At 67.6% G+C, this 21806-nt stretch carries 19 protein-coding genes; 5 read left to right on the top strand and 14 right to left on the bottom strand.

The annotated features are described in order from the left end of the window. Window positions 1–11 precede the first annotated feature (11 nt). A complete protein-coding gene (locus OVA11_RS09760; RefSeq protein WP_268067210.1) occupies window positions 12–1544 on the top strand; it encodes an ammonium transporter in 1533 nt (510 codons plus the stop codon). 77 nt (window positions 1545–1621) lie between these two features. On the opposite strand, the gene OVA11_RS09755 is transcribed toward OVA11_RS09760, so the two are convergent. The 4 genes from OVA11_RS09755 to OVA11_RS09740 form a co-directional block, all read right to left on the bottom strand. After that, window positions 1622–2260, bottom strand: a complete 639-nt coding sequence (locus OVA11_RS09755) for a peptidylprolyl isomerase (protein ID WP_268067209.1) — start codon at window positions 2258–2260, stop codon at window positions 1622–1624. A 7-nt stretch (window positions 2261–2267) separates the two neighbouring features. Further along, a complete protein-coding gene (locus OVA11_RS09750) occupies window positions 2268–3140 on the bottom strand; it encodes a 4-(cytidine 5'-diphospho)-2-C-methyl-D-erythritol kinase (protein ID WP_268067208.1) in 873 nt (290 codons plus the stop codon). A gap of 41 nt (window positions 3141–3181) precedes the next feature. Continuing rightward, window positions 3182–4912: a tetratricopeptide repeat protein gene (locus OVA11_RS09745; protein ID WP_268067207.1), complete on the bottom strand. Its 1731-nt coding sequence runs from the start codon at window positions 4910–4912 to the stop codon at window positions 3182–3184. Window positions 4913–4986: 74 nt separating this feature from the next. Beyond that, window positions 4987–6663 (bottom strand): electron transfer flavoprotein-ubiquinone oxidoreductase, encoded by a 1677-nt coding sequence (locus OVA11_RS09740; protein ID WP_268067206.1) that lies wholly within the window; start codon window positions 6661–6663, stop codon window positions 4987–4989. Between the two features lie 150 nt (window positions 6664–6813). Here OVA11_RS09740 and OVA11_RS09735 point away from each other — a divergent pair, with 150 nt between their 5' ends. Next, window positions 6814–7635 (top strand): uracil-DNA glycosylase, encoded by an 822-nt coding sequence (locus OVA11_RS09735; RefSeq protein WP_268067205.1) that lies wholly within the window; start codon window positions 6814–6816, stop codon window positions 7633–7635. Window positions 7636–7686: 51 nt separating this feature from the next. Then, window positions 7687–9297, top strand: a complete 1611-nt coding sequence (locus OVA11_RS09730; protein ID WP_268067204.1) for a lytic transglycosylase domain-containing protein — start codon at window positions 7687–7689, stop codon at window positions 9295–9297. A 28-nt stretch (window positions 9298–9325) separates the two neighbouring features. Here OVA11_RS09730 and OVA11_RS09725 read toward each other — a convergent pair whose 3' ends face one another. The 7 genes from OVA11_RS09725 to OVA11_RS09695 form a co-directional block, all read right to left on the bottom strand. Beyond that, entirely contained in the window at window positions 9326–9793 is a 468-nt protein-coding gene (locus tag OVA11_RS09725; RefSeq protein ID WP_268067203.1) for a cell wall biosynthesis glycosyltransferase, read from the bottom strand. A gap of 155 nt (window positions 9794–9948) precedes the next feature. After that, window positions 9949–11031 (bottom strand): PA0069 family radical SAM protein, encoded by a 1083-nt coding sequence (locus OVA11_RS09720; RefSeq protein WP_268068934.1) that lies wholly within the window; start codon window positions 11029–11031, stop codon window positions 9949–9951. Between the two features lie 64 nt (window positions 11032–11095). Beyond that, window positions 11096–12340 (bottom strand): RNA polymerase sigma factor, encoded by a 1245-nt coding sequence (locus OVA11_RS09715; protein ID WP_268067202.1) that lies wholly within the window; start codon window positions 12338–12340, stop codon window positions 11096–11098. Beyond that, window positions 12337–12708, bottom strand: coding sequence for a YciI family protein (locus OVA11_RS09710; protein ID WP_268067201.1), 372 nt, complete (start codon window positions 12706–12708; stop codon window positions 12337–12339). Before OVA11_RS09710 ends, OVA11_RS09715 begins: the two co-directional genes overlap by 4 nt. A gap of 75 nt (window positions 12709–12783) precedes the next feature. Beyond that, a complete protein-coding gene (locus tag OVA11_RS09705; protein WP_268067200.1) occupies window positions 12784–13797 on the bottom strand; it encodes an acyltransferase family protein in 1014 nt (337 codons plus the stop codon). A gap of 48 nt (window positions 13798–13845) precedes the next feature. After that, window positions 13846–14913: a class I SAM-dependent methyltransferase gene (locus tag OVA11_RS09700; RefSeq protein WP_268067199.1), complete on the bottom strand. Its 1068-nt coding sequence runs from the start codon at window positions 14911–14913 to the stop codon at window positions 13846–13848. Between the two features lie 6 nt (window positions 14914–14919). Continuing rightward, the gene (locus tag OVA11_RS09695; protein WP_268067198.1) at window positions 14920–16167 is read right to left on the bottom strand and encodes a class I SAM-dependent RNA methyltransferase; all 1248 of its coding nucleotides are present in this window, start codon (window positions 16165–16167) and stop codon (window positions 14920–14922) included. 182 nt (window positions 16168–16349) lie between these two features. On the opposite strand from OVA11_RS09695, the gene OVA11_RS09690 reads away from it, so the two are divergent. Further along, on the top strand, window positions 16350–16991 hold the full coding sequence (locus OVA11_RS09690; protein WP_268067197.1) for a hypothetical protein: 642 nt from the start codon (window positions 16350–16352) through the stop codon (window positions 16989–16991). A 67-nt stretch (window positions 16992–17058) separates the two neighbouring features. On the opposite strand, the gene OVA11_RS09685 is transcribed toward OVA11_RS09690, so the two are convergent. Then, window positions 17059–17790: a TlyA family RNA methyltransferase gene (locus OVA11_RS09685; protein WP_268067196.1), complete on the bottom strand. Its 732-nt coding sequence runs from the start codon at window positions 17788–17790 to the stop codon at window positions 17059–17061. 120 nt (window positions 17791–17910) lie between these two features. Here OVA11_RS09685 and OVA11_RS09680 point away from each other — a divergent pair, with 120 nt between their 5' ends. Next, on the top strand, window positions 17911–19398 hold the full coding sequence (locus OVA11_RS09680) for an amidase (protein ID WP_268067195.1): 1488 nt from the start codon (window positions 17911–17913) through the stop codon (window positions 19396–19398). Between the two features lie 93 nt (window positions 19399–19491). On the opposite strand, the gene OVA11_RS09675 is transcribed toward OVA11_RS09680, so the two are convergent. After that, the gene (locus OVA11_RS09675) at window positions 19492–19854 is read right to left on the bottom strand and encodes an iron chaperone (RefSeq protein WP_268067194.1); all 363 of its coding nucleotides are present in this window, start codon (window positions 19852–19854) and stop codon (window positions 19492–19494) included. A gap of 4 nt (window positions 19855–19858) precedes the next feature. Beyond that, window positions 19859–21610 carry a class I adenylate-forming enzyme family protein gene (locus OVA11_RS09670; protein ID WP_268067193.1) on the bottom strand — a complete coding sequence of 584 codons (1752 nt, stop codon included), beginning with the start codon at window positions 21608–21610 and terminating at the stop codon, window positions 19859–19861. Window positions 21611–21806: the final 196 nt, after the last annotated feature.

Here is a 21806-nt window from a genome sequence, read left to right as displayed (position 1 = left end):
GGATACCGACGATGAAACTCACCTTCAAACCGCTGGCGGGGCTTATGCTCGCCGCGACCATCGCGGGGGCTCCGCTGGGGGCGACCGCATTCGCCCAGGAGGTCGCGCCCGCGCCGGCCGCCGCCGCGCCCGCCGAGGCCGCGCCGGCTCCGGCCGCCGCCCCTGCTGAAGCCGCGCCTGCGCCGGCCGCCGCCCCGACCATCGAAGACAAGATGGACAAGGGCGACAACGCCTGGATGCTCACCTCGGCGCTGCTCGTCCTGCTTATGATCCTGCCGGGTCTGGCGCTGTTCTACGGCGGCCTCGTCCGCGCCAAGAACATGCTGTCGGTGATGATGCAGGTCTCGACCGTCGCCCTGATCGGCTTCGTCGCCTGGATGCTGTGGGGCTACAGCTTCGCGTTCACGGACGGCGGCAGCTGGGACAAGTTCGTCGGCGGTCTGGGCCGCGTCTTCCTGAAGGACGTGACCCCGGCCAGCAACGTGGCGACCTTCTCCACGGGCGTCGTGATCCCGGAACTGACCTTCATCGCCTTCCAGTCGACCTTCGCGGCCATCACCGCCGCCCTCGTGGTCGGTTCGCTGGTCGAGCGCATGAAGTTCGCCGCCATCGTCGCCTTCGCCATCCTGTGGCCGCTGCTGTCGTACTATCCGATCGCGCACATGGTCTGGTGGTGGCCGGGCCCGAACGCCATCGCCCTGGCGCCTGAAGATACGATCAAGTCGGGCCTGCTCTGGGGCTTCGGCGCCCTGGATTTCGCCGGCGGCACCGTGGTGCACATCAACGCCGGTATCGCCGCGCTCGTCGGCGCCCTGATCCTCGGCAAGCGTCAAGGCTACGGCAAGGAGCCGATGCCCCCGCACTCGCTGACCCTGACCCTGGTGGGCGCTGGCCTGCTGTGGGTGGGCTGGTTCGGCTTCAACGCCGGCTCGAACCTGGAGTCGAACGGCTACGCCTCGCTGGCCATGGTCAACACCTTCATCGCCACCGCCGGCGCGGGTCTGTCGTGGATCCTCGTTGAGTGGGTCACCCGCAAGAAGCCGTCGGCCCTGGGCTTGGCTTCGGGCATCGTGGCCGGCCTCGTCGCCGTGACCCCGGCCGCCGGCTTCGCCGGTCCGATGGGCGCGCTGATCCTGGGCCTCGTCGTCTCGCCGATCTGCATCATCTTCTGCTCGGTCGTGAAGAACGCCCTGAAGTACGACGACAGCCTGGACGCCTTCGGCATCCACGGTATCGGCGGCATCGTCGGCGCCATCGGCACCGGCCTGGTGGTCAACCCCGCCTGGGGCGGCGCCGGCGTCGTCGACTACACGAGCTGCGGCAAGGACGGCGACCTGTCGACCTGCGACACCGCCGTGTACGACATGGGTGTGCAACTGATGGCGCAGCTGAAGGCTGTGGGCGTGACCATCCTGTGGTCAGCCGTCGCCACGGCCATTGTCTTCATCATCATCAAGCTGGTGATCGGCCTGCGGGCTGCGCCGGAAGCCGAAGAAGACGGTCTGGACATCTCCGAACACGGCGAACGCGCCTACCACAGCTAAGGCTGGGGCCAGGCTCAAAGCCGAAGGGCGCGGAGGGAAACCTCCGCGCCTTTTCTCTTTTTGGCCATGCCGACTGCCTAGATTCGTCGGGCCGTCACGATAGGCACGACCGGGTCGAGCATCTGGCCTTCCATGACGGGGTTGGTGGCCTTGCCCGGGGTCGGCAGGTTCAGGATCTTGCGGACAATCTCCATGCCCTGCACCACCTGCCCGAAGGCCGCGAAGCCGAGGTTGTCCCCCTCCCCCGTCGTATTGGCATCGAGATAGGGCGCGTCGCCCACGCAGATGAAGAAGTCGCTGTCGCCGGTGCCCGGCGCCTTGCGGGCCAGCGACAAGGTTCCGTCGACATGCCGAAGCCCCGTCTGGGTCGTCGGCTCATGCGCTATCGGCGGCAGCAGCTTCTTCGGATCGCCCTGCAGGCCACCTTGGATCAACCCGTAATCCACCGCGCTGGGCGCCTTGGCTGCGCGCCAGAAGCTCGAACCGTCGTAGCGCTTCTCGTCCACATACCGGAGGAAGTTCGCCACGGTCAGCGGCGCTTGCCGCGCCTTCAGCGCGATGATGATCGGACCCAGACTGGTGTCGAGCCGGACAAGGACATCGCCCGCGCCCGGGACGATCGGCGTTGCGGGCAGACTCAGGATCTGCGCCGAGGCCAGGCTCGGCGGGACGGCGAAAACGCCGAGGGCGGCCAGGACGTCGCGACGTTTCATCATCGTCTCCTCAGCTCAGGCGGCAGCGCCGCACCCACCAGTCCGGACGCATCGTCTCCAGACGTTCGGCCAAGCCTTCAGCCTCGATGTCGCTGGCGCAGAGCGCGAAACAGGTCGCGCCCGAGCCCGACATCCGAACAAGCAGGCTTTCGGGTTCCGCCCGCAGTACGTCAAGCACCTCGCCGATACGCGGTTCGAGCCTCACGGCCGGCGCTTCGAGGTCGTTGCGAGTGGCGACGGCCAACCAGGCGGCGGCCTCTTCGGCGCTCTCCAAAAGGTCGGGCAGCGGGGGCATGGTCGCGCCATCGGGATGCACGTCTGCATCATAGGCGCGATAGACCGCGCCCGTCGGCGACGGCGCGCCGGGATTGACCAGCACCGCGTTCATCTCGGGCAAGCTGGGCGCGGGCGAGAGCTGCTCGCCACGCCCCTCGGCGATCAGGGCTCGCGCATGCAGACACGCCGCGCCGTCAGCGCCGAGACTCGCGGCCAGCGGCTCGAGCTCGTCATCGGAGAGCCCGGGCGCCAAAGCGTCGCGCAACAACTTCAACGCCGCGCCGGCGTCGCTGGAGCCGCCGCCCAGGCCGGCCGCGATCGGCAAGTGCTTTTCCAGGATCAGCCGATAGGGCGGGACCGGACCGCCAAGCCGCCGATGAAAGGCCTGCGCGGCGCGAACCACCAGATTGTCGCCGCCATCGGGGATCTCGCGCCCGAACGGGCCGCAGGTCTCGAACGCGGGCGCGTCGCTGGGCTGGATGTTCACCCGATCACCGACATCGGCGAACACCATCAGGCTGGAGATCGGGTGATAGCCCTCTGCGTCCGGCCCGCCCACGTGCAGGAACAGATTGACCTTGGCCGGGGCGAACGCAGACAGCCGCATGATCTCGTGACTCAAGGCTAGGACAGGCCCAAGCCGATAGCTCAGTTGTGGGCGATCGTCGACTTGGTCGCCGGCGTCGAGAGGCCCAGGCCGTTCTTGAGCTTGTCCTCGGAGTCGGCCTTCTGCTTGTCGGTCGGCTCGAGGCTCAGCACACGCTGCCACTGGAACCGCGCCTCGATGGTGCGACCAGCCTTCCAGTAGGCGTCGCCCAGGTGGCCATTGATGTCGGGGTCTCCAGGCTCAAGCTCGACCGCAGCTTCCAGCTTCTCGATCGCAGTCTTGTAGTCGCCGAGTCGGAAATAGGCCCAGCCCAGGGAGTCCATCATGGCGCCCGACTGCGGCCGCGCCGCAACCGCCTTCTCGACCATCGCCAGGGCCTCGGGGAGACGCTCGTTGCGGTCGATCCAGGAATAACCCAGGAAGTTCAGCAGCTCCGGCTCGTCAGGATTGACCTTCAGCGCGCTCTGCAGATCCTTTTCCGCCTCGGGCCAACGCCCGCCTTGCTCCAGAGCGATCGCGCGCATGTAGAGCAGCCGCCAATCGGGGGCTTCGGCCTCGCGGGCGAGGAGCAGATCCAGCACGGCGACCGACTCGTCCCAGCGACTGCTGGCGCGCAGAAGATCAGCCAGGGCGACGGCGGCGTCACGGTCGTTGGGCGCGGCAGCCGTCGCCGCACGCGCGACCTCAAGCGCCTTGTCCTTGTCGCCCAGCGCGTTCCAAGCCCAGGCGATCTTGCTCTGCGCCGAAGCGTAGAGCGGCGCCCCCGCCGGCACGCGCCCGTAGGCTTCGATGGCGGCCCGATGATCATCGCCCTGGTTCAGAAGGTCGCCGACCAGGATCCAGGCCTCGTCGCGGCCAGGATCCAGACGCAAAGCCAAGCGCAGATAGGCCAACGCAAACTGGTTCTGCCGCTCTCCGGCGAAGGTGGCCGCGCAAGCGATCAGGCCCTCCGCCGCGCCCTGGCGAAGGGTCGGGGCGGGCGGCGGGGCGCTTCGGGCGGCAGCGCGCGCGCGCGCGCGCAGCAGGCCTGTATCGTTCGGGGCGGCGCGAAGCGCGGCGTCATAGAGCGCCAGCGCATCGTCATAACGCTTACGGCGCTCGAGAAACGCGCCGTAGTCCAACGTGAAGATGCTGGCCGTTGCGGCGTTGGAGGTCAGGGCCTTGTAGTCGGTCTCGGCCTCGTCATAGCGCTTGGCGCGTTCGAACAGTCGCGCCTGCCCCTGCTGACCGAAGTACTGCACAAGCTTGTCGTTACGCAGCACCGGCTGGACGATCGCGCCTTCCTTGTCGCCTGCGGCGGCGGCGGCCCAGGGGCCGAGCAGAGCAACAGCCTGCTGGTGCGGGAAGCCGGGCGGATCAGACTTCAACAGGGCCTGCGCCTCCTTGCCCTTGCCCAGGGCCAGCGCTTCGACGACGCGGGTCAGGACGCCCAGCCGCCGGATGGCCTCGGTCCCACCCGTCTCGGTCGGGGCGGCCGCTGAGGCGCGGCTGATCTCGCCAGACAGAAGGAGCGCGGTGAAAGACCGTTCGGCGATCACACCCGGGTCATCGCCCAGCACCGCCGCCGTCCCGAAGTAGGTCGCCGCCTCCTTGGAATTGCCGTCGCGCAACGCCGCCTGCCCCGCCAGGAACTGGCCGTAGGACGTCCGCGTGTCGAAGAGCGAGTAGTTCTGGCCGACAGGGCCGCGCATCGACACCTGCGCGGGCCCGGAGGCGCAGGCGGCCAGGGCCGAGACGGATACGCAAGCGAGCAGAACTTTGAGACGCGTCATGCCGCCACCCTCGGAGGTTTCGAGGCGGTCCGCAAGAAAAAGCCTCCCGACCTGAGGGGCGGGAGACTGCTTCGTCACATGTTCGGATAGTTCGGGCCACCACCGCCTTCCGGCGTGGTCCAGACGATATTCTGCGACGGATCCTTGATGTCGCAGGTTTTGCAGTGGACGCAGTTCTGCGCATTGATCTGGAAGCGCGGATCACCGCCCTGCTCATTGTAGAGCACTTCATAGACGCCGGCCGGGCAGTAGAGCCGCGCAGGCTCGCCGTACTTGGGCAGGTTCACCTGGATCGGCACAGAGGGATCCTTCAGGCGCAGGTGCGCCGGCTGGTCTTCCTCGTGGTTGGTCGCCGACAGGAACACCGAGCTCAGCTTGTCGAAGCTGATCACGCCGTCCGGCTTCGGATAGACGATCGGCTTGTAGTCCTTGGCGAGACCAGTCGAGGCCGCGTCAGTCTTCTCGTGCTTCATCGTACCGAACAGGCCAAGCGCGCCGCCCGTCAGGTGATTGACCCACATGTCGGCCATGCCGAGCGCGCCGCCCAGGGCCGTGCCGAACTTGCCCAGCAGCGGCTTGGCGTTGCGGACGATCTTCAGCTCCTTGGCCACCCAAGACTTGTCGTAGGACGTCTGATAGGCGGTCAGCTCATCGCTGGCGCGGCCGGCCTGCACCGCCTCGAACGCAGCTTCGGCGGCCAGAATACCGGTCTTGACGGCGTTATGGCTGCCCTTGATGCGCGGCACGTTCACAAAGCCCGCCGAGCAGCCGATCAAGGCGCCGCCCGGGAAGGTCAGCTTTGGCACCGACTGATAGCCGCCCTCGGTAATGGCGCGCGCGCCATAGGCGATGCGCTTGCCGCCTTCCAAATGCGGGCGGACCGTCGGGTGCTGCTTGAAACGCTGGAACTCGTCGAAGGGCGAGAGCCAGGGGTTCTTGTAGTTCAGGTGCACGACGTAGCCGATGGCCACGTAGTTGTCTCCGAAGTGGTACATGAAGCTGCCGCCGCCGGTCTGGTCATCCAGCGGCCAGCCCGTGGTGTGCTCGGCCAGGCCCGGCTGGTGGTTCTCGGGCGGCACCTGCCAGAGTTCCTTGATGCCGATGCCGTACTTCTGCGGCGACTTGCCCTCGTCCAGCTTGAACTTGGCGATCAGTTGCTTGGCCAGCGAGCCGCGCACGCCCTCGGCGATGAAGACGTACTTGCCGTGCAGTTCCATGCCGGGCTGGTAGTCCGGCTTCTGCTCGCCGTCCTTGGCGATGCCGACCACACCGACCACCACGCCCTTCACCGAGCCGTCGTCGTTCCAGACGAGGTCCGAGGCGGCGAAGCCCGGATAGATCTCGACGCCCAGCTCTTCAGCCTTGCCGGCCAGCCAGCGGGTCAGATTGCCCAGCGAGGCGATGTAGCAGCCGTGATTGTGCATGAACGGCGGCATGGCGAACATCGGCAAGCTCAGCTCGCCTTGCGGGCCCAGCAGCTTGAAGCGGTCCTTGGTGACCGGCGTCTCCAGCGGCGCGCCCTCTTCCTTCCAGTTGGGGAAGAGCTCGGCCAGGCCCTTGGGGTCGATCACCGCGCCTGACAGGATGTGGGCGCCGACTTCAGAGCCTTTTTCCAGCAGGGCGACCGAGATTTCGGTCCCGGCCTTGGCGGCCATTTGCTTCAGACGGATCGCCGCCGAGAGGCCCGCGGGACCGCCGCCGACGATGACGACGTCGTATTCCATCGACTCGCGTTCGAGGTCTTCGCTCATGGGATCTCCCGGTGAGGCCCTACGGCCGCTCTTATGACTGTTTGAATCACAGCTTATCCGAACGTGACGCGGGGGTGGTCAAGCACCTAGCCGGATTTTTTGCTGCAGCGCAGCGTGGAGACCGGCGACAATCCGAGTTAAGACGGTGGCATGAGCCTCGCCGTCGATCAACGCGCCGTCGAAAGCCTGCTGGCCTTCTGGGCCGATGCGGGCGTCGAGGCCCTGTACGCGGAAGCCCCGATCGATCGCCTCGCCGAGGGCGCGGCGATGCTGCGCGCCAAGAGCCAGCCTCCCCCGCCGGCCCCTCCGGTCGCTCGGCCTGGCATGGCCGTGGTCCGCTCGCCCGACATCGCCTCGGCCGTCGCCGCCGCCAAGGCCGCAGCCGCCGTTTGCAACGACCTTGAGAGCCTGGCCGCCGCCATCGCCGCCTTCGAGGGCTGCCCACTCAAGCACCAGGGCGCCAAGCAGGCCGTGTTTTCACGCGGGGTCGGCGACGCCCCTCTGATGATCATCGGCGAAGGCCCCGGCGCCGACGAGGACGCCCAAGGCCAACCGTTCGTGGGTCGCGCAGGCAAGCTTCTCGATCGGATGCTCAAGGCCGCTGGCCTCGAAGGGCGGGTGTTCATCACCAACACCGTGTTCTGGCGTCCGCCCGGCAACCGAACGCCGACTCCGCAGGAACAGGCCGTCTGCGCGCCGTTCGTCGAGCGGGCCATCGCGCTGGTGAAGCCCAGGATGTTGCTGCTGGCGGGCGGCGCCTCCGCCAAGGCCATGCTCAAGCGCGATGAAGGCATCCTGACCATGCGCGGTCGCTGGTTCGAGTGGGTGTCCGAAGACCAGTCGCTGGAGCTTCCGGCCATGCCGACGCTGCACCCCGCTTTCCTTCTGCGCACGCCCGCGCAGAAGAAGAAGGCCTGGCAGGACCTGCTGACCCTGACCGAGCGGCTTGATCGGCCCCACCGCCCGCACTAAGGTTTCGGCAACCAGTCGGAATGGAGACGCGCGCCTGTGGGGGAGCGCGTATTGCTTTTGCAGCTGTGGGCTCGCCTTCTGGCCGTTTTTTCGGCCTTTGTGTTGTCCGTCACCGCCTTGGCAGCTCACGCCAGCGGGCTTGAGCCCCTGTCGCCCGATGACGTCCGCTACTATCGCGCAGCGTTCACCGCGACTGACCGGGGCGACTTCGACTCGGCGGAGGCGGCCTTCGCCAATACCCGAGACCGCAGCCTGGCCGGACGGCTCGCGTTCGCCAAGATCATGCATCCGACGCGCTATTCGGCCTCCTACACCGAGTTGACCCGCTGGCTGGACAGCTATGGCGAGGAGGCCGGCGCGGACCGCGTCTACAGTCTCGCGCTGAAGCGCAAGCCCAACAGCAAGCGCGCGGCTACGCCGCCGGTCCCTACCCTGTTCGTCGCGGACGAAAGCGGTCCCCCGCCAGCGGACAAGGGTCGCGCCGCGCGGGAGGCCTACTACTCCGGCGATGTGAAGGAGGCCCTGGCCTTGGCCATCGCCGGCGGCGAGCGTTGGATCGCCGGGCTTTCGGCCTACCGACTGGGCGACGCAGCGCAGGCTCAGCGCTTCTTCGAGCAGGTGGCCGACGACGCCCATGAAGACGAGTGGCTGCGCGCCGCCGGCGCATTCTGGGCCGCGCGCGCCGCCAGCCGGCAGGGTAACGGCAGTCAGGCGCGAGACCTCTTGCTCAAGGCCGCGCATGCGCCCCACACCTTCTACGGCATGATCGCTGCCCGGCAGTTGAACCTAGCCGGCGTGCCTGTGACCGAGCCGCAGGAAGATGCGATCGCCACGCTGATCTCGCGGGCCGCCTATGTCGGGCCCGACACCGAGTCGCTGAACGCCCTGGTCACCGCTGATCCCCGCGCCCGTCGCGCCGCCGCCCTGGCCCAGATCGGCCGCTGGCGCGAAGCCGGCGAGGAGCTTCGCGCCGGGCTGTCTCTGGCCGACACCGAGGCCCTTCGCGCCGACTGGACCACCCTGGCTCTGGCGCTGAACGCCAAGGCCCCGCTCAACGCCGGCCGCCCGGTTCGGCGCGTGGGCGGCGAGGACTATCCGCTGCCGCCCCTGGACCCGATTGGCGGGTTCACGATCGACAAGGCGATGGTCTACGCCCTGGTCCGTCAGGAGAGCCGTTTCGATCCCCTCGCCGTCTCCAACGCCGGCGCGGTGGGCCTGATGCAGGTGCGCCCGACTTCGGCCGCCGACGTCGTCGGCGACGACCGCCTGCGCTCCGACAATACGCCGCTGTTCGACCCGGCCTTCAACCTGCGGGCAGGCCAAGACTACTTTACCTGGCTGATGGACCGTGGCCTCAAGAGCCCGGACGTCCTACGCGCCGTGGCGGCCTACAACGGCGGCCCAGCCACTCTGAACCGCACCCTCGCCCAGCTGGGCGCCGACTGCGACAGCCTGCTGCTGATCGAGAGCCTGCCGTTCAAGGAAACCCGCAACTACGTCGAGAAGGTGATGGCCAGCTATTGGACCTATCGCCAGCTTATGGGCGCGGAGAACAAGACACTGGATGCGGTGGCCAGCGGCGCGCGGACCGTAGACTTCCGTCTGGATCCGCAGGTTCAGATGCCGACCACCATCGACCAGTTGATGGCGCAGCTGCCGTAAGGCCTCAGCGCCTCCTTCTTTTCTGCCCCTAGTAGGCCAAGACCTTGGCCTTGATTGCCTTGGCCAGCCCCTTCTCGTCCATCGCCGCGCCTGCTGGCCAGTCCAGGCGACGCAGCAACACGCCGTGAGGCTTGGGGGCTAGGCGCCCCAGCCAGCCGCCCGGCGCAATCAGCAGCCCTGGCGCGCCGGTGCCGCCGGCCAGATGCCGCTCCACCGGCTCACGCCAGCCCTCGCGCAGCACCGGATCCGCCCGCAGCGTCAGAACCCAGTCGCCCCGCGCCGCACCCGCGCCCGCCGCCAGACGGGCCGCAGTATCGCCCTCGACGCGCACCAGTCGCGCGCCGCTGTCCTCGGCCAAGACCGCAACGCCTGGCTCGTCGCCCGCGACCAGAACAACTTCCTTGACCAGCCCGTCGACCGCAGCGGGTACAAGCATGGCCATCTGGGCCGCGAGGCCAGGCAAGTCTTCAGAGGCGATGAGAACGACAGAGATCATGCCCCTGCTTCGCCAGACCGGGCCGCGCGGTCAAGAGCGTCGCAAGGCCGGCTAGAGCATTTCACGACCTGACTGCGTCAGGCCGTGAGCTCTAATCTTTTGCCTTGGCGCATTTTTCTTCATGCGAACCGGAACCACTTCGCTCGAAAAATGCTCTAGCCAAAGAGATCCATCTGGGGGCTGACCGGACGCGGCGGTTGAAACTGGCTGATATCGAGGGCCGTCCAGGGATGGTCCAAGCCGTAGCGTTTGACGGCAAGATGAAACCGCTGCCGCAGCACCTCGGCGACAGGACCATCGCCCACCATCCTATCTCCCCAGGCCGCGCGATAAACCTCGCCCGACCGGATCTGGCGGACCAGGGACATCACCTTGCGCGCGCGGTCGGGATAGTCGGCTTCGAGCCATTCCTCGAAGAGTTGGGCGATCTCGCGCGGCAGCCGCAGCGCCACATAGCCCGCACCGCGCGCCCCGGCCTTGGCGGCGGCCTCAAGAACCGCCTCGACCTCATGATCGTTGAGCCCAGGGATCGCCGGCGCGAACATGACGGTGACGGGCACGCCCGCCTCCGTCAGCCGGCGCACCGCCTCGACGCGCTTGCCGGGCGTGGCCGCGCGCGGCTCCATGCTGCGCGCCAGCCGGCGATCCAGGGTCGTGATCGAGATCGCCACCCGTGTCAGCCCCCGCTCGGCCATGCGGCTCAGCACATCCAGGTCCCGCAGGATCAGCGCCGATTTGGTGATCAGCGTGAACGGGTGGCCGAACCGCTCCAGGGTCTCGATCACCTGCCGTGTGACGCGCAGTGTCTTTTCGTCAGGCTGATAGGGATCGGTGTCGCCGCCGATATGGATCGTGGCGGGCTTGTAGCCGCGCTTGGACAACTCCTTGGCGAGCAGTTCGCCCGCCTGCGGCTTGAAGAAGATCTTGCTCTCGAAATCCAGGCCCGGCGACAGGCCCAGATAGGCATGCGCCGGCCGGGCGTAGCAGTAGATGCAGCCATGGCTGCAGCCCCGATAGGGATTGATCGAACGGTCGAAGCCGACGTCCGGGCTCTGGTTGCGGGCGATGATCGTCCGCGATTTCATGGGCTGCAGTTGGGTGAGGATCTGAGCGGGTTCTTCGTCCCCGCTCCAGCCATCGTCAAAGGTCTCGCGCACCTGAGACTCAAAGCGCCCCGTCCGGTTCGATTTCGCGCCCCGCCCTCGCGCGGCGGGCCCAAGTTTCGCTGCCTCTGCCATATCGGCATGATGCGCGATCAACATGAACATAACAAGAACATTTGTGCGACATCGCCGGGTGCGCTCAGCCCCTGGCCACCAACCCGTCCAGATACTGGCGGATGTTCGCCGCCTGCGCCGCCGTGCCGGCCAGAGCGATGGCGCGGTCGAAGGCCTGACGCGCCTCGCCGACCCGCCCCGCCTGCATCAGGAAAGCCCCGCGCGCGCCGTGATAGTGAAAATAGGCGTCGAGCCGCTCGCCCAGAGGCTCGATCATCTCAAGCGCGGCGTCGGGCCCGCGAACCTTCGCGACCGCCACCGCCCGGTTCAGGGTGATCACGGGCGAAGGCTGCATGATCTCCAGAACGGCGTAGAGGCGATCGATCCCCGCCCACTCGGTGTCTTCGGCCCGCGCCGCCCGCGCATGCAGCGCCGCGATCGCGGCCTGCACCTGATAAGGCCCCGGGGCTTGCTTGAGCATCGCCTTGTCGATCAGGGCGAGCCCCTCATCGATCATTCTACGATTCCAGAGACTTCGGTCCTGATCCTCCAGCAGGATCGCCGCGCCGTCATCGGCGAAGCGGGCGTCGGACCGCGCATGTTGGAGCAGCAGCAGCGCGGTCAGGCCCATCATCTCGGGTTCGGCCGGAAACAGGCGCAGCAGCAGTCTGGTGAGGCGGATCGCCTCGTCGCAAAGACCGCCCTTGGCCTCCAGCGCCTTGCCGCTGGCCGAGTAGCCCTCGTTGAAGACCAGATAGATCATCGCCGCGACCGCCGCGAAGCGTTCGGCGCGCTCGATGGGGCCCGGTGCCTCGAACGGCGCGTCGCCGGCGCCGATCCTGGCCTTGGCCCGGGTGATGCGCTGCTCCATCGCCGCGTCGCTGACGACAAAGGCCCGCGCGATCTCCCTCACCGAGAGGCCCGAGACGATCCGCAGCGCCAGGGCGATCTGCTGCGTGGCCGGAAGGTCCGGATGGCAGCAGATGAACAGCAGCCGCAGGACGTCGTCACGATAGTGTGCGCTGTCCAGCCGTTCGACGGCCTCCGCCTCGGCGTCTTCCAGGTTTGAGAGCAGCTCCTCGGGCGGCAGCACCGTGTTTCGGCTGGTCTTGCGAACCGCGTCGATGGCGGCGTTGCGGCCGACCATGATCAGCCAGGCGGTCGGATCACGCGGCGGCCCATTCTTTGGCCAGGCCTTCAAGGCGCGCAGGCAGGCGTCCTGAAAGGCCTCCTCGGCCGCGTCCATGTTGCGAAAATAGCGAAGCAGCGCCGCCATGGCCTGGGGGCGAGCGGCGGCGATCGCGCCCTCGATCCAGCCGAGGTCAATCACGCCCCCGCTGCCCCCGGCTGGAACATGGCGATGGGACGGATCTCGTAGGACCCGCCGGGATTGGCCTTGCCCAGATCCTTGGCGATCTGCAGGGCGCCGTCGAGGGACTCGCAGTCGACGACGTAGAAGCCCAGAAGTTGCTCCTTGGTCTCGGCGAAGGGCCCGTCCAGCACCAGCGGAGGTTCGCGGTCCTTGCGCAGGGTGGTCGCCGCCGTGGTCGGCATCAGCCGTGCGACCGGTCCCAACCGCCCTTCCTCGGCCAAGCGCTGCTGGACCGCGCCCAGTTTCTCCATCACCGCCGCGTCCTCCTCCTTGGACCAGGCGCAGACGACGTCTTCGGAGTTGTAGCAAAGAATGGCGTAGAGCATGGGCGGTCCTCTTCTCCCGACACAAGGACGTCGGACTATGGCCTCTTCAGACAGCGGGCAGGAAGATTTTTGGGTTCAGGTCCCGACGGCGCGAAGGCGACGACGGACGGGCTCGTCATAGACCTTGAGCACCACCCACGACCCGAGGACGATCAGCAGCACCGCCGGGATCGCGAAGCCGGCGGGATAGCCTTCGCCGCCCATGGCGCGGTACGCCCGCAGCAACAGCTCCCAGCCGAGCCAGTGCAGTGCATAGAGCGGATAGGAGATCGCCCCCGCCGCCCGGCAGACCTGGGCCGCGAGGCCGTCAGGATCGCGACGCCCCGCCAGAACCATCAGCGGAAACACGACGCTGACGCAGACGAAGTCGTAGAGCCAGTTGAGCGGCGTCCAGGGCGCGCAGACCAACGCGCCCAGAAGGAGCGCCAGCAACCAGACCGGCGCTGTCCAGGTGACGAAGGCCTGCATGCGGTAGCAGCCCCAGCCCAGCAGAAAGGCGAAGATCGTGCGCAAGAAGCTGATGACGAAGGTGCCCCTATCCCAGCCGGTCAGGACCCCGCCCATGCCGTGGGCCACATACAGCATCACTGGCAGGAGCAGCACGACCAGCAGGACGTGTCCCAGCACACCCAACCGGCGCAGTGGGAACCAGGCCGCGCCGGCCGCCAGCTCGAAGAACAGCGACCAAGCGGGCGGATTCAGGGGAAAGAGCGGTGAGAATCCGGTCTCGTCGATCCAGACACGAGGGATCATCAGCAGGCCCAGGGCCAACCAGCCCGGCACGTTCTCGCGGTGCTGGATGATCACGAAGGCCCCGCCCAGCATGGTCAGGGCGATCAGCGGCCACAGCCGCACCAGGCGCTGACGCATGAAGCCCAGCCAGCTGATGTCGCGTCGGCCATAGGCGTGGGCGAGGACGAAGCCGGACAGGCAGAAGAAGAAGTCGACGGCCAGGTAGCCGTGCGGCACCAGCCAGGGACGGCCCGTCCAACTGCCGACATGGTAGAGCAAGACCCCTATGGCGGCGATGCCGCGCAAGCCGTCCAGGGCCTCGTACCGTCGCCCCGCCTGGTGACCCTGCAAACCCAATCCCTCGCGCCCGCCCTTGCTTAGCCGGGCCGCAGCGCCGATGGCAACTCAGCCACCCGGCTTCACAAACAGCATCGCCTTGGTGAGGAAGGCGCAATCCTGGTCGAGCAGCCGCAAACCAGCCTCGGCGAAGAGCGCTTCCAGATTGGTCTCGGCGTAGCTGCTGTAATAGGGCTCATGGAAGTAGACGGGGAACGCCTCCAGCAGCCGCGCGAGGTCGGGCGTGTCGGCGGGCTGCACCGAGTCGACCAGCACCAGCACGCCGCCGGGCTTGAGCACCCGCGCCAGACTGGCGGCCACGACGGGACGAACCCGCGGCGGCAGCTCGTGGAAGAGATAGACGCACGTCACGGCGTCCAGGGTGGCGTCGCCGAACGGCAGCGTCTCGGCCTTGGCTTTGACGCCGCCGACCGCCGTCCGCTTGCGCGCCTTGGCAAGGTAAGCCTCGGAAAGGTCGAGCCCCGCCAGCGCCGCGCGCGGGAAGGTGGCGCTCAAATCCTTGAGAAAAGCGCCGGAACCACAGGCCACGTCCAGGATCTTGGCGTCGCGATGATCGCGCCCGCGCCAGTGTCGCGCCAGCAGCGAAAGGCCCCGCCGGCGCATGGCCCCCGCTGTGCCTGAGAACAACGCCTCGACCTGGGCGTCGTAGCGCCCGGCGCTCTCGGCGGTGAACCAGCCTCCCGACTGGTAATGGAAGTTCTGGCGATAATAGTTTGGATAGACAGAGGGATCCGCCGCGTTGCGCACCTCCGCGCCGTCGCCTCGGCGGCGACGCTGGTCGACCTCGAAGGCGTCGACCAGAAAATCCGCCGCCTCGCGCAGCGCCGCGGACGGACGGATCGGTCCGTCTTCGATCGCCGGATAGAGCCCGGCGGCCACGTCGCGGGCGTCCTTCTCAAAGGCTTCCAGATAGGCGCGGCGCAGGCTGCTGGGCACAGGCGGCGGCGCAGCCGGCGTGAATCGCCGCGCCTGCGGCCCCTCAGTGGGCCGCGTCAGCGAGCGCGCCAGACCGCCCGTCGCTGTCCACCATACGGCCTTGACCGCCGCCTTGGCGCCCTGGCCGACCGCGTCGATCGCAAAGGCCGTGCGCGTGCGTGCGCGGGTGGACTGATCCATCGCCCCCTACCGGGTGAAGACTCCGACCAGTTCAATATGCGGCGACCAGACGAACTGGTCCACCGGCGTCACCCTCACAAGCTTGAAGCCGGCGTCGACCAGCACCCGTGCGTCCTTGGCGAAGGTCTGTGGATTGCACGAAACCCCCACCACCTTGGCGACCTTGGACTTGGCGATCTCCGCCGTCTGTTCGGCCGCCCCGGCCCTCGGCGGGTCGATGACCACGACATCGGTCTTGGCCAGTTCGGCGCTGAGCATGGGACGGCGGATGAGGTCGCGGGCCTCGGCGGTGATCGGCTTGAGCCCCGGCGCCCCGCCGATCGCCGCCTTCAGCGCCGTGATGGCCGGCGCGCTCATCTCCGCGGCGTACACCTGGGCCACCTCGGCCAGCGGGAAGGTGAAGGTGCCGACGCCGCAGTAGAGATCCGCAACGCGGCTCGCGCCCTGGGCCTCGGCCAACGCCAGCTCGACCATCGCCTTCTCGGCGGCCGGAACGGCCTGCAAAAAGCTTCCGGGCGGCAGGGCGACCACAGCCTGCCCAAGCTTCACCAAGGGCTGGCGCGCGCCGTAGATCGTTTCACCGGCCAGGGTGACCCGCGCGAAGTCGCCCTCGCCCGCCGCCATGGCCGCGCGCATCCGGGCGTCGGCCGACAGCCCACCACTCTTCCGCTCGACGCCGGTGATGTCGATGTCGAGGCCCGTGGCGGTGAGCGTGACATGGAGGGTCGGCGCCGACTTCGGATGCTCCAGGAAGGGTTCAGCCAAACGCGCCAGGGCCGGCAGCGCCGCCACGAGACGCGGATCGGTGACGGGACACTCTTCGATCGACACGAGGTTCCACGAGCGTCGCTCCTTGAACCCCAAGCGCACGCCCTGCCCCTTGCCGCCTTTGCGCGCGTGCAGCGCGACGCGACGACGCGACGACGCCGGCGCGGCGAAGGTCGGCAGGATCTCGGTCTCCAAACCTTCCATCGACAGCTGCAACCGAACCTGTTCGGCCTTCCAGGCGCGATAGGGCTCGGCCGCCCAGTGCTGTAGCGCGCAACCGCCGCAGACCCCGTAGTGGCGGCACACCGGCGAAACCCGTTCTTGGCTTGCCGCCAGGATCTCGACGACCTCGCCCCGCGCGCCATCCATCTTGGCGCGGACCACCTCGCCCGGCAGGGTCAGGGGAACAAAGGCCGGCTTGCCGTCGGCGGTGCGCGCGAGGCCGTCGCCCTGGGCGCCGACGGCGTTGATCGTCAAATCTTGCATGCGCCGTCCATACCCCAAAACCCAGGCCAGGGCGCGCGCTGCAGCAGTTTTTGTGCGTCCGGCGTCAAACAGCCGAAGTCTGTCAGGCTCCATTCATGTTGGCTGGGTCAAAAAGAGCCTCAACGGATGAGCCAGGGCGCACGTCAAAAGCGACGGCGGCCTCAAGAAAGACAGGTTCCCCCATGAGCATGACCGCGAACAAGAGCAGGACCTCCAAGATGAAGACCGTTCTGGGCGTGACCGCCGCCCTTGTCTGCGGTGTGCTGACTCCGACCCTGGCCTCGGCCCAGGCTTACGGCGCGCAGAGCCATGGCGGCGCCTATGATCGCCAAGGCTACTACTACGACCCTTGCCAGCGCTCGACGACCCAGCGCGGCACGGGCGGTGGCCTGGCCGGCGCCGGGATCGGTGCGGCGATCGGCAGCGGCGTGGCCGCCCGCGGCGCCAAGACCGAGGGCGCGGTGCTGGGCGGCCTGCTCGGCGCGGTCATCGGCTCCAGTATCGGCAAGAACTCGGCCGCCTGCACGCCGGGCCGCACCCCGCAACCGCGGACGGCCCAAAACGGCTACTACGAAAGCCAGACCTATCGTTCGGGCGGCTATGACGACGCGCGCCGGGACGCCGCTCGCGACGCCTATTACGACCGTAGCTATGAGCGCAGCTACGAGCGCTATGACGGCTATCAGGTCGACAACCGCTCGCGCGCCGACGCCAATGGCTGCACCCTGGCCGAGAGCCCGATCTATCTGCCGGACGGCCGCGTCCAGAAGCGCTTCGTGCGCGTTTGCCCGGACTCCAATGGCAAGTACCAGGTCGTCGACTGATATCGACCAACGCTTGTGGAAGACGATCGGCCGCCCCGCAGGGCGGCCGATTTCGTTTGGCGATCGGTCAGCGCTTGGTCGCCCAGACCAGTCGCTCGACCTGCCCTTCTCCCCCCGTGATCGGACTTTCGGCTAGGCCGTTCACCGACCAGCCCACCGCCTCGAGAAAGTCGACGATCTGCTGCTCGACGCGCGCGATCACCTCGGGGTCCTTCACCAGCCCGCCCTTGCCGACGTGCTCGCGCCCCGCCTCGAACTGGGGCTTGATGAGCGCAACCAATTCAGCGCCCCGAGTCGCCAGATCGAGCGCCGCCGGCAGAGCCTTGGTGAGCGAGATGAAACTGACGTCGCTGACGATCAAGCCCGGCGGTTGGGCGATCCGATCGTCATCGAGACTCCGCGCGTCCACTCCCGAAAGATCCGCCACCCTGTCACTGGCCCTGAGACTGGGGTGCAGTTGATCGCGTCCGACATCGACCGCGAACACGAATGCGGCTCCCCGCGACAAGAGCACCTCGGTAAAGCCTCCCGTCGAAGCGCCAACGTCAATGGCGACCCGTCCTTCGACAGCAATGGGCCACGTATCAAGCGCATGGACCAGCTTCAGCGCGCCACGCCCCACCCAGGGATGGGCGGCCTCGGCGGCGATCTCGGCGTCCTCATCGATGGACTCTGACGGCTTGGCGACAACCCGTCCCGCCACCGACACACGACCCGCCTCGATCGCCGCGCGCGCCTTGGCGCGGCTGTCGAAGACGCCCCGGTCGACAAGCAGCTGGTCGATACGCTTTCTGGCCAAGGCCTCTTCCCCGAAAACTCGAAGCAGGGCTCTAGCACAGGCTTGCGGCGCAGGTCTCTTCGGGGTCAACTGAACGGCGATCACCGGCGCGAAGATGTCGGTCCTGTTGGGAGGAAATCCATGCGTTTCAGCCGCCGTGGCCTGATGGCCGCCTCTGCCGCCATCGCCGCCGCGCCCTCGGCCTTCGCCAAGCCCAAGTCGTCCGCCGCCCCCGCGCCCTGGACCCCGGACGCGACCGAGATCGCCGGCCGCATTCGCCGCAAGGAGATCAGCGCCGCCGAAGCCGTCGAGGAGGCCATCCGCAAGGTCGAGACCCTGCAACCGCACGTCCAGGCCGTCGTCGACTCAGACTTTGAACGGGCGCTCGCCAAGGCAAGGAGCGGCCAACTGACGGGCCCCTTCGCCGGGGTGCCCTTCCTGGTCAAGGATCTGGACGCCTACAAGGGCGTACGCACCCGCTACGGCACCCGGGCGACCCTCGGCGCCAAGCCCGACACCGAACAGACGCCCTATGTCGATGCGTTCGACGCCGCCGGCTTCGTCACGATCGGCAAGTCGTCGACACCGGAGTACGGCTTCCTGCCGACGACCGAACCGATGGGCTTCCTGCCCACCCGAAACCCCTGGAACGTCAAACACTCGTCCGGCGGCTCTTCCGGCGGCGCTGCAGCCGCCACCGCCTCGGGCATGGTGACGATCGCCCACGCCAGCGACGGCGGCGGCTCGATCCGCATTCCCGCCGCCAATTGCGGCCTCTTTGGCATGAAGCCTTCGCGCGGCCGGATGATCCCCAACCGTCCGACCAGCCGCGGGATCGACCTGTCGGTGTCGCACTGTGTCTCCCACAGCGTCCGCGACTCAGCCGCCCTGTTCGCCGCCTCGGAACGCACCGACGCGGGCGCGGCGTTCAAACCGGTCGGCGTGGTCACCGCCCCGCTGAAGCGGAAGCTCAAGGTCGGCCTGGTGATGAACACCGGCACTGGCCTGACGCCGCATCCCGAGGTGCAGGCCGCCGTCAACAACGCCGCCAAGCTGCTGAAGGATCTAGGCCACCGGGTCGAGTCGACCAACTGGCCCATGGACGGCAATCAGTTCGGCCAGGACTTCACTGTGCTGTGGGCCAGCGGCGCGGCCGAGTTGGTGGCGGGTATCGGCAAGGCCATGGGCCGCAAGCCCGACGCCAATGTGCTGGAACCCTTCAGCCTGGGCATGGCCGAATTGGTCAACACCCTGCCGCAAGGCGCGCTGCAGGCGGCCATGGAGCGCCTGAACGCCACCATCAAGGCCTATGACACCTGGCTGACCCAGTACGACGTCATCCTGTCGCCGGTGCTGGGCAAGCCGCCGGTGGAGCTGGGCTATGTGGCCGGCTGGGTGCCGTTCGAGGAACTGCAAGCGCGCCTGTTGGCCTATGTCGGCTACACCCCGGTGCAGAACGTGGCCGGCGCCCCGGCCATGAGCGTGCCGCTGCATTGGACGGCCGATGGTCTGCCGGTCGGCGTGCAGTTCGCCGGTCGCGCGGGCGATGAGGCGACCCTGTTCGCCCTCGCCTACCAGCTTGAGGCCGCCGCGCCCTGGGCGCACCGCAAGCCGCCGGTGAGCGCTTAAGCCGAGTCAGAGATCATCTGACGGACACAAAGAAGGAGCGCCTAGCGATAGCCGGGCGCTCCTTTTGTCTTTCCCGTGACGCCGAAAGCCCGCTCAGCAGCCGCCCCGCCCCGTGTCACGGACATGATCCAGAATGTCCGCCAGAAGGTCGAAATCGATCTTGTCGGGCTTTTTCCAGCGTACGCAGCCCCCGCCCCGATCGATACCGGCCAGGCGTTCGGCGAAGGCGTCGAGGGCCGCTCGGCCGGGATAGACGGCGATGTGTTGTTTCTGACTGTTGAAGGCCACGAGGGGGGACTTCGGATCGCCATAGGCCGGCATGCCGAAGGCCATCATCTCGCTGTCGGCGCCGAAGCGCTCAAGGCAAAGGGCGCGCAAGCGCTCCAGAGCCGGGCGGCGTTCGGGCGCGACCTCTTGCATGAAGTCGTCGACGTTCGCCGCCCTGGACTGGACCATCGTCCTACCCCTCCACGAACACCTTCTTGAGTTCGTTCTTCATGATCTTGCCATTGGCATTGCGCGGCAAGGTCTCGGGCCAGAAAACGACCTTCACCGGCACCTTGAAGGCCGCCAAGCGATCGGCGACGAAGGCGCGGAGCTCGGCCTCCGTAGCTTCCGCACCCGGCTTCAGGGTGACGACGGCGGCAGGCTCTTCGCCCAGGGTCTTGTGCGGAATACCGACCAGGGCGGCGTCCATGACAGCCGGGTGGTCATAGAGGCAGTTCTCGACCTCGATGCAGTAGATGTTCTCGCCGCCGCGGATCAGCATGTCCTTGGCGCGGTCGATGATGAAGCAGAAGCCTTCAGCGTCCAGGCGGGCCAGATCGCCCGTCCGCACCCAGCCATCGACGAAGGTCTGGGCGGTGGCTTCCGGCTTGTTCCAATAGCCGCGCACGACCTGAGGCCCCTTGCACCACAGCTCGCCGACCTCGCCGATCGGCAGCTCGCGATACGGCGCCTCGACCGTCATGATCTTCAGGTCGGTGACCGGCACGGCGGGGCCGCAGCTGTCGGGACGGTTTTCATAGTCCTCGGCCGAGTTGCTGGTCGCCGTCGCCGAGGTTTCGGTCATGCCCCAGCCATTGCCCGGCGAGGACTTGGGCCAGATCTCCTTGATCTTGCGCACCAGCTCCGGCGCCGAGGGCGCGCCGCCGTACGCCACCGCCTCGATCGAGGAGAGGTCGTACTTTTCACGGTTCGGGTGCTCGATGATCTGCCAGGCGATGGTCGGCACGCCACCTATCGAGGTCAGGCGCTCATCCTGGATCAGCTGCATGGCCTTGTCGGGATCCCACTTGCGGATCATGGCCAGCTTGGCCCCGCCGAACAGCGACGGATTCAGCACCGCGAAGCAGCCCGTGGCGTGGAAGAACGGCACCGAGATCAGCGCGCCCTTCTGCGGCAGGCTGGGATCGGGCTGGGGTGGCGCCTCGCCCCGGCGCAGGAAGGCGCGCGCCCCGGCGGCGGCGGCGGCGAAGATGTTGCTGTTGATGTTGCGGTGGGTCGCGATGGCGCCCTTCGGCTTACCCGTCGTGCCCGAGGTGTAGAAGATGGTGGCGTCGTCATCGGCCGTGATCGCCACAGTCGGCAGCGGCTTCTCGTCGAGCTTGGCCCAGTCGTTCGCGCAGCCGATCTTGGACTCCAGGGGGATCACGTACGGATGGGTGATCTCCTCCTTGGCGCGGCTGACATAGACGCGCTGGAGATCCGGACAGTTATGCAGGTGCTCGCCCATGCGCTCGTAACGCTCGACATCGACGATCGCGACCTTGGCGCCGGAATCGACCAGGCCGTACTCCAGTTCCGGCCCCGTCCACCAGGCGTTCAGCGGCGTGACGATGGCGCCCACAGCCAGCGCGCCGTAGAAGGCCACAGGCCATTCCGGCAGGTTGCGCATGACGATGGCGACGCGATCGCCCTTCTGGACGCCGAACGATTCCAGTTCCGCCGCCATATGCGTGACAGCGCGATAGAAGGCCTCGAAGGAGACCCGCTCATCTTCGTGGACCAGGAAGATCTTGTCGCCGTGGGAGCGGCCCATCAGCAGGGTCTCGCGCAGGGTCGGCGGCGCGTTCTTCCAGACCCGGGTCTTCACACCCCGGATCTCGACCTCTTCCATCTCGCCCGGGGTCCCAGGCTGTGTGATCAGCGCATAGGCCTGCTGGACGGACATGGCGGGCCACGGAACGGGCGCGGGGGCGGCCTGGGTCATGATGCTTACTCTCCCGGTATCGTGTCGCGCCTTGTTTGCTGAGCGCGTTCAGTGACCAGAGAGCACAGCCGCAGGCGGGATGCAAACGTCCGTTTGACCCTAGGAGAACATTGATAAGTTAGAAGTGAAAGCTGCGGTCGCCGCGCCGCTTCAGGGCGCCAAGAAAAAGGGCGACGTCTCAGGTGAGACGCCGCCC

The organism is Caulobacter sp. SL161 (assembly GCF_026672375.1).
In the GTDB taxonomy this organism is placed as follows: domain Bacteria; phylum Pseudomonadota; class Alphaproteobacteria; order Caulobacterales; family Caulobacteraceae; genus Caulobacter.
This window is presented reverse-complemented; position numbering and strand designations above follow the sequence as displayed.

Excerpts from the sequence above, each read along its gene's own strand:
- OVA11_RS09750 (WP_268067208.1), bottom strand. The coding sequence starts at position 3,140 with ATGCGGCTGTCTGCGTTCGCCCCGGCCAAGGTCAATCTGTTCCTGCAC.
- OVA11_RS09760 (WP_268067210.1), top strand. The coding sequence starts at position 12 with ATGAAACTCACCTTCAAACCGCTGGCGGGGCTTATGCTCGCCGCGACC.
- OVA11_RS09695 (WP_268067198.1), bottom strand. The coding sequence starts at position 16,167 with ATGCAAGATTTGACGATCAACGCCGTCGGCGCCCAGGGCGACGGCCTC.
- OVA11_RS09755 (WP_268067209.1), bottom strand. The coding sequence starts at position 2,260 with ATGATGAAACGTCGCGACGTCCTGGCCGCCCTCGGCGTTTTCGCCGTC.
- OVA11_RS09680 (WP_268067195.1), top strand. The coding sequence starts at position 17,911 with ATGCGTTTCAGCCGCCGTGGCCTGATGGCCGCCTCTGCCGCCATCGCC.
- OVA11_RS09690 (WP_268067197.1), top strand. The coding sequence starts at position 16,350 with ATGAGCATGACCGCGAACAAGAGCAGGACCTCCAAGATGAAGACCGTT.
- OVA11_RS09740 (WP_268067206.1), bottom strand. The coding sequence starts at position 6,663 with ATGAGCGAAGACCTCGAACGCGAGTCGATGGAATACGACGTCGTCATC.
- OVA11_RS09725 (WP_268067203.1), bottom strand. The coding sequence starts at position 9,793 with ATGATCTCTGTCGTTCTCATCGCCTCTGAAGACTTGCCTGGCCTCGCG.
- OVA11_RS09735 (WP_268067205.1), top strand. The coding sequence starts at position 6,814 with ATGAGCCTCGCCGTCGATCAACGCGCCGTCGAAAGCCTGCTGGCCTTC.
- OVA11_RS09700 (WP_268067199.1), bottom strand. The coding sequence starts at position 14,913 with ATGGATCAGTCCACCCGCGCACGCACGCGCACGGCCTTTGCGATCGAC.
- OVA11_RS09720 (WP_268068934.1), bottom strand. The coding sequence starts at position 11,031 with ATGGCAGAGGCAGCGAAACTTGGGCCCGCCGCGCGAGGGCGGGGCGCG.
- OVA11_RS09670 (WP_268067193.1), bottom strand. The coding sequence starts at position 21,610 with ATGACCCAGGCCGCCCCCGCGCCCGTTCCGTGGCCCGCCATGTCCGTC.
- OVA11_RS09675 (WP_268067194.1), bottom strand. The coding sequence starts at position 19,854 with ATGGTCCAGTCCAGGGCGGCGAACGTCGACGACTTCATGCAAGAGGTC.
- OVA11_RS09745 (WP_268067207.1), bottom strand. The coding sequence starts at position 4,912 with ATGACGCGTCTCAAAGTTCTGCTCGCTTGCGTATCCGTCTCGGCCCTG.
- OVA11_RS09710 (WP_268067201.1), bottom strand. The coding sequence starts at position 12,708 with ATGCTCTACGCCATTCTTTGCTACAACTCCGAAGACGTCGTCTGCGCC.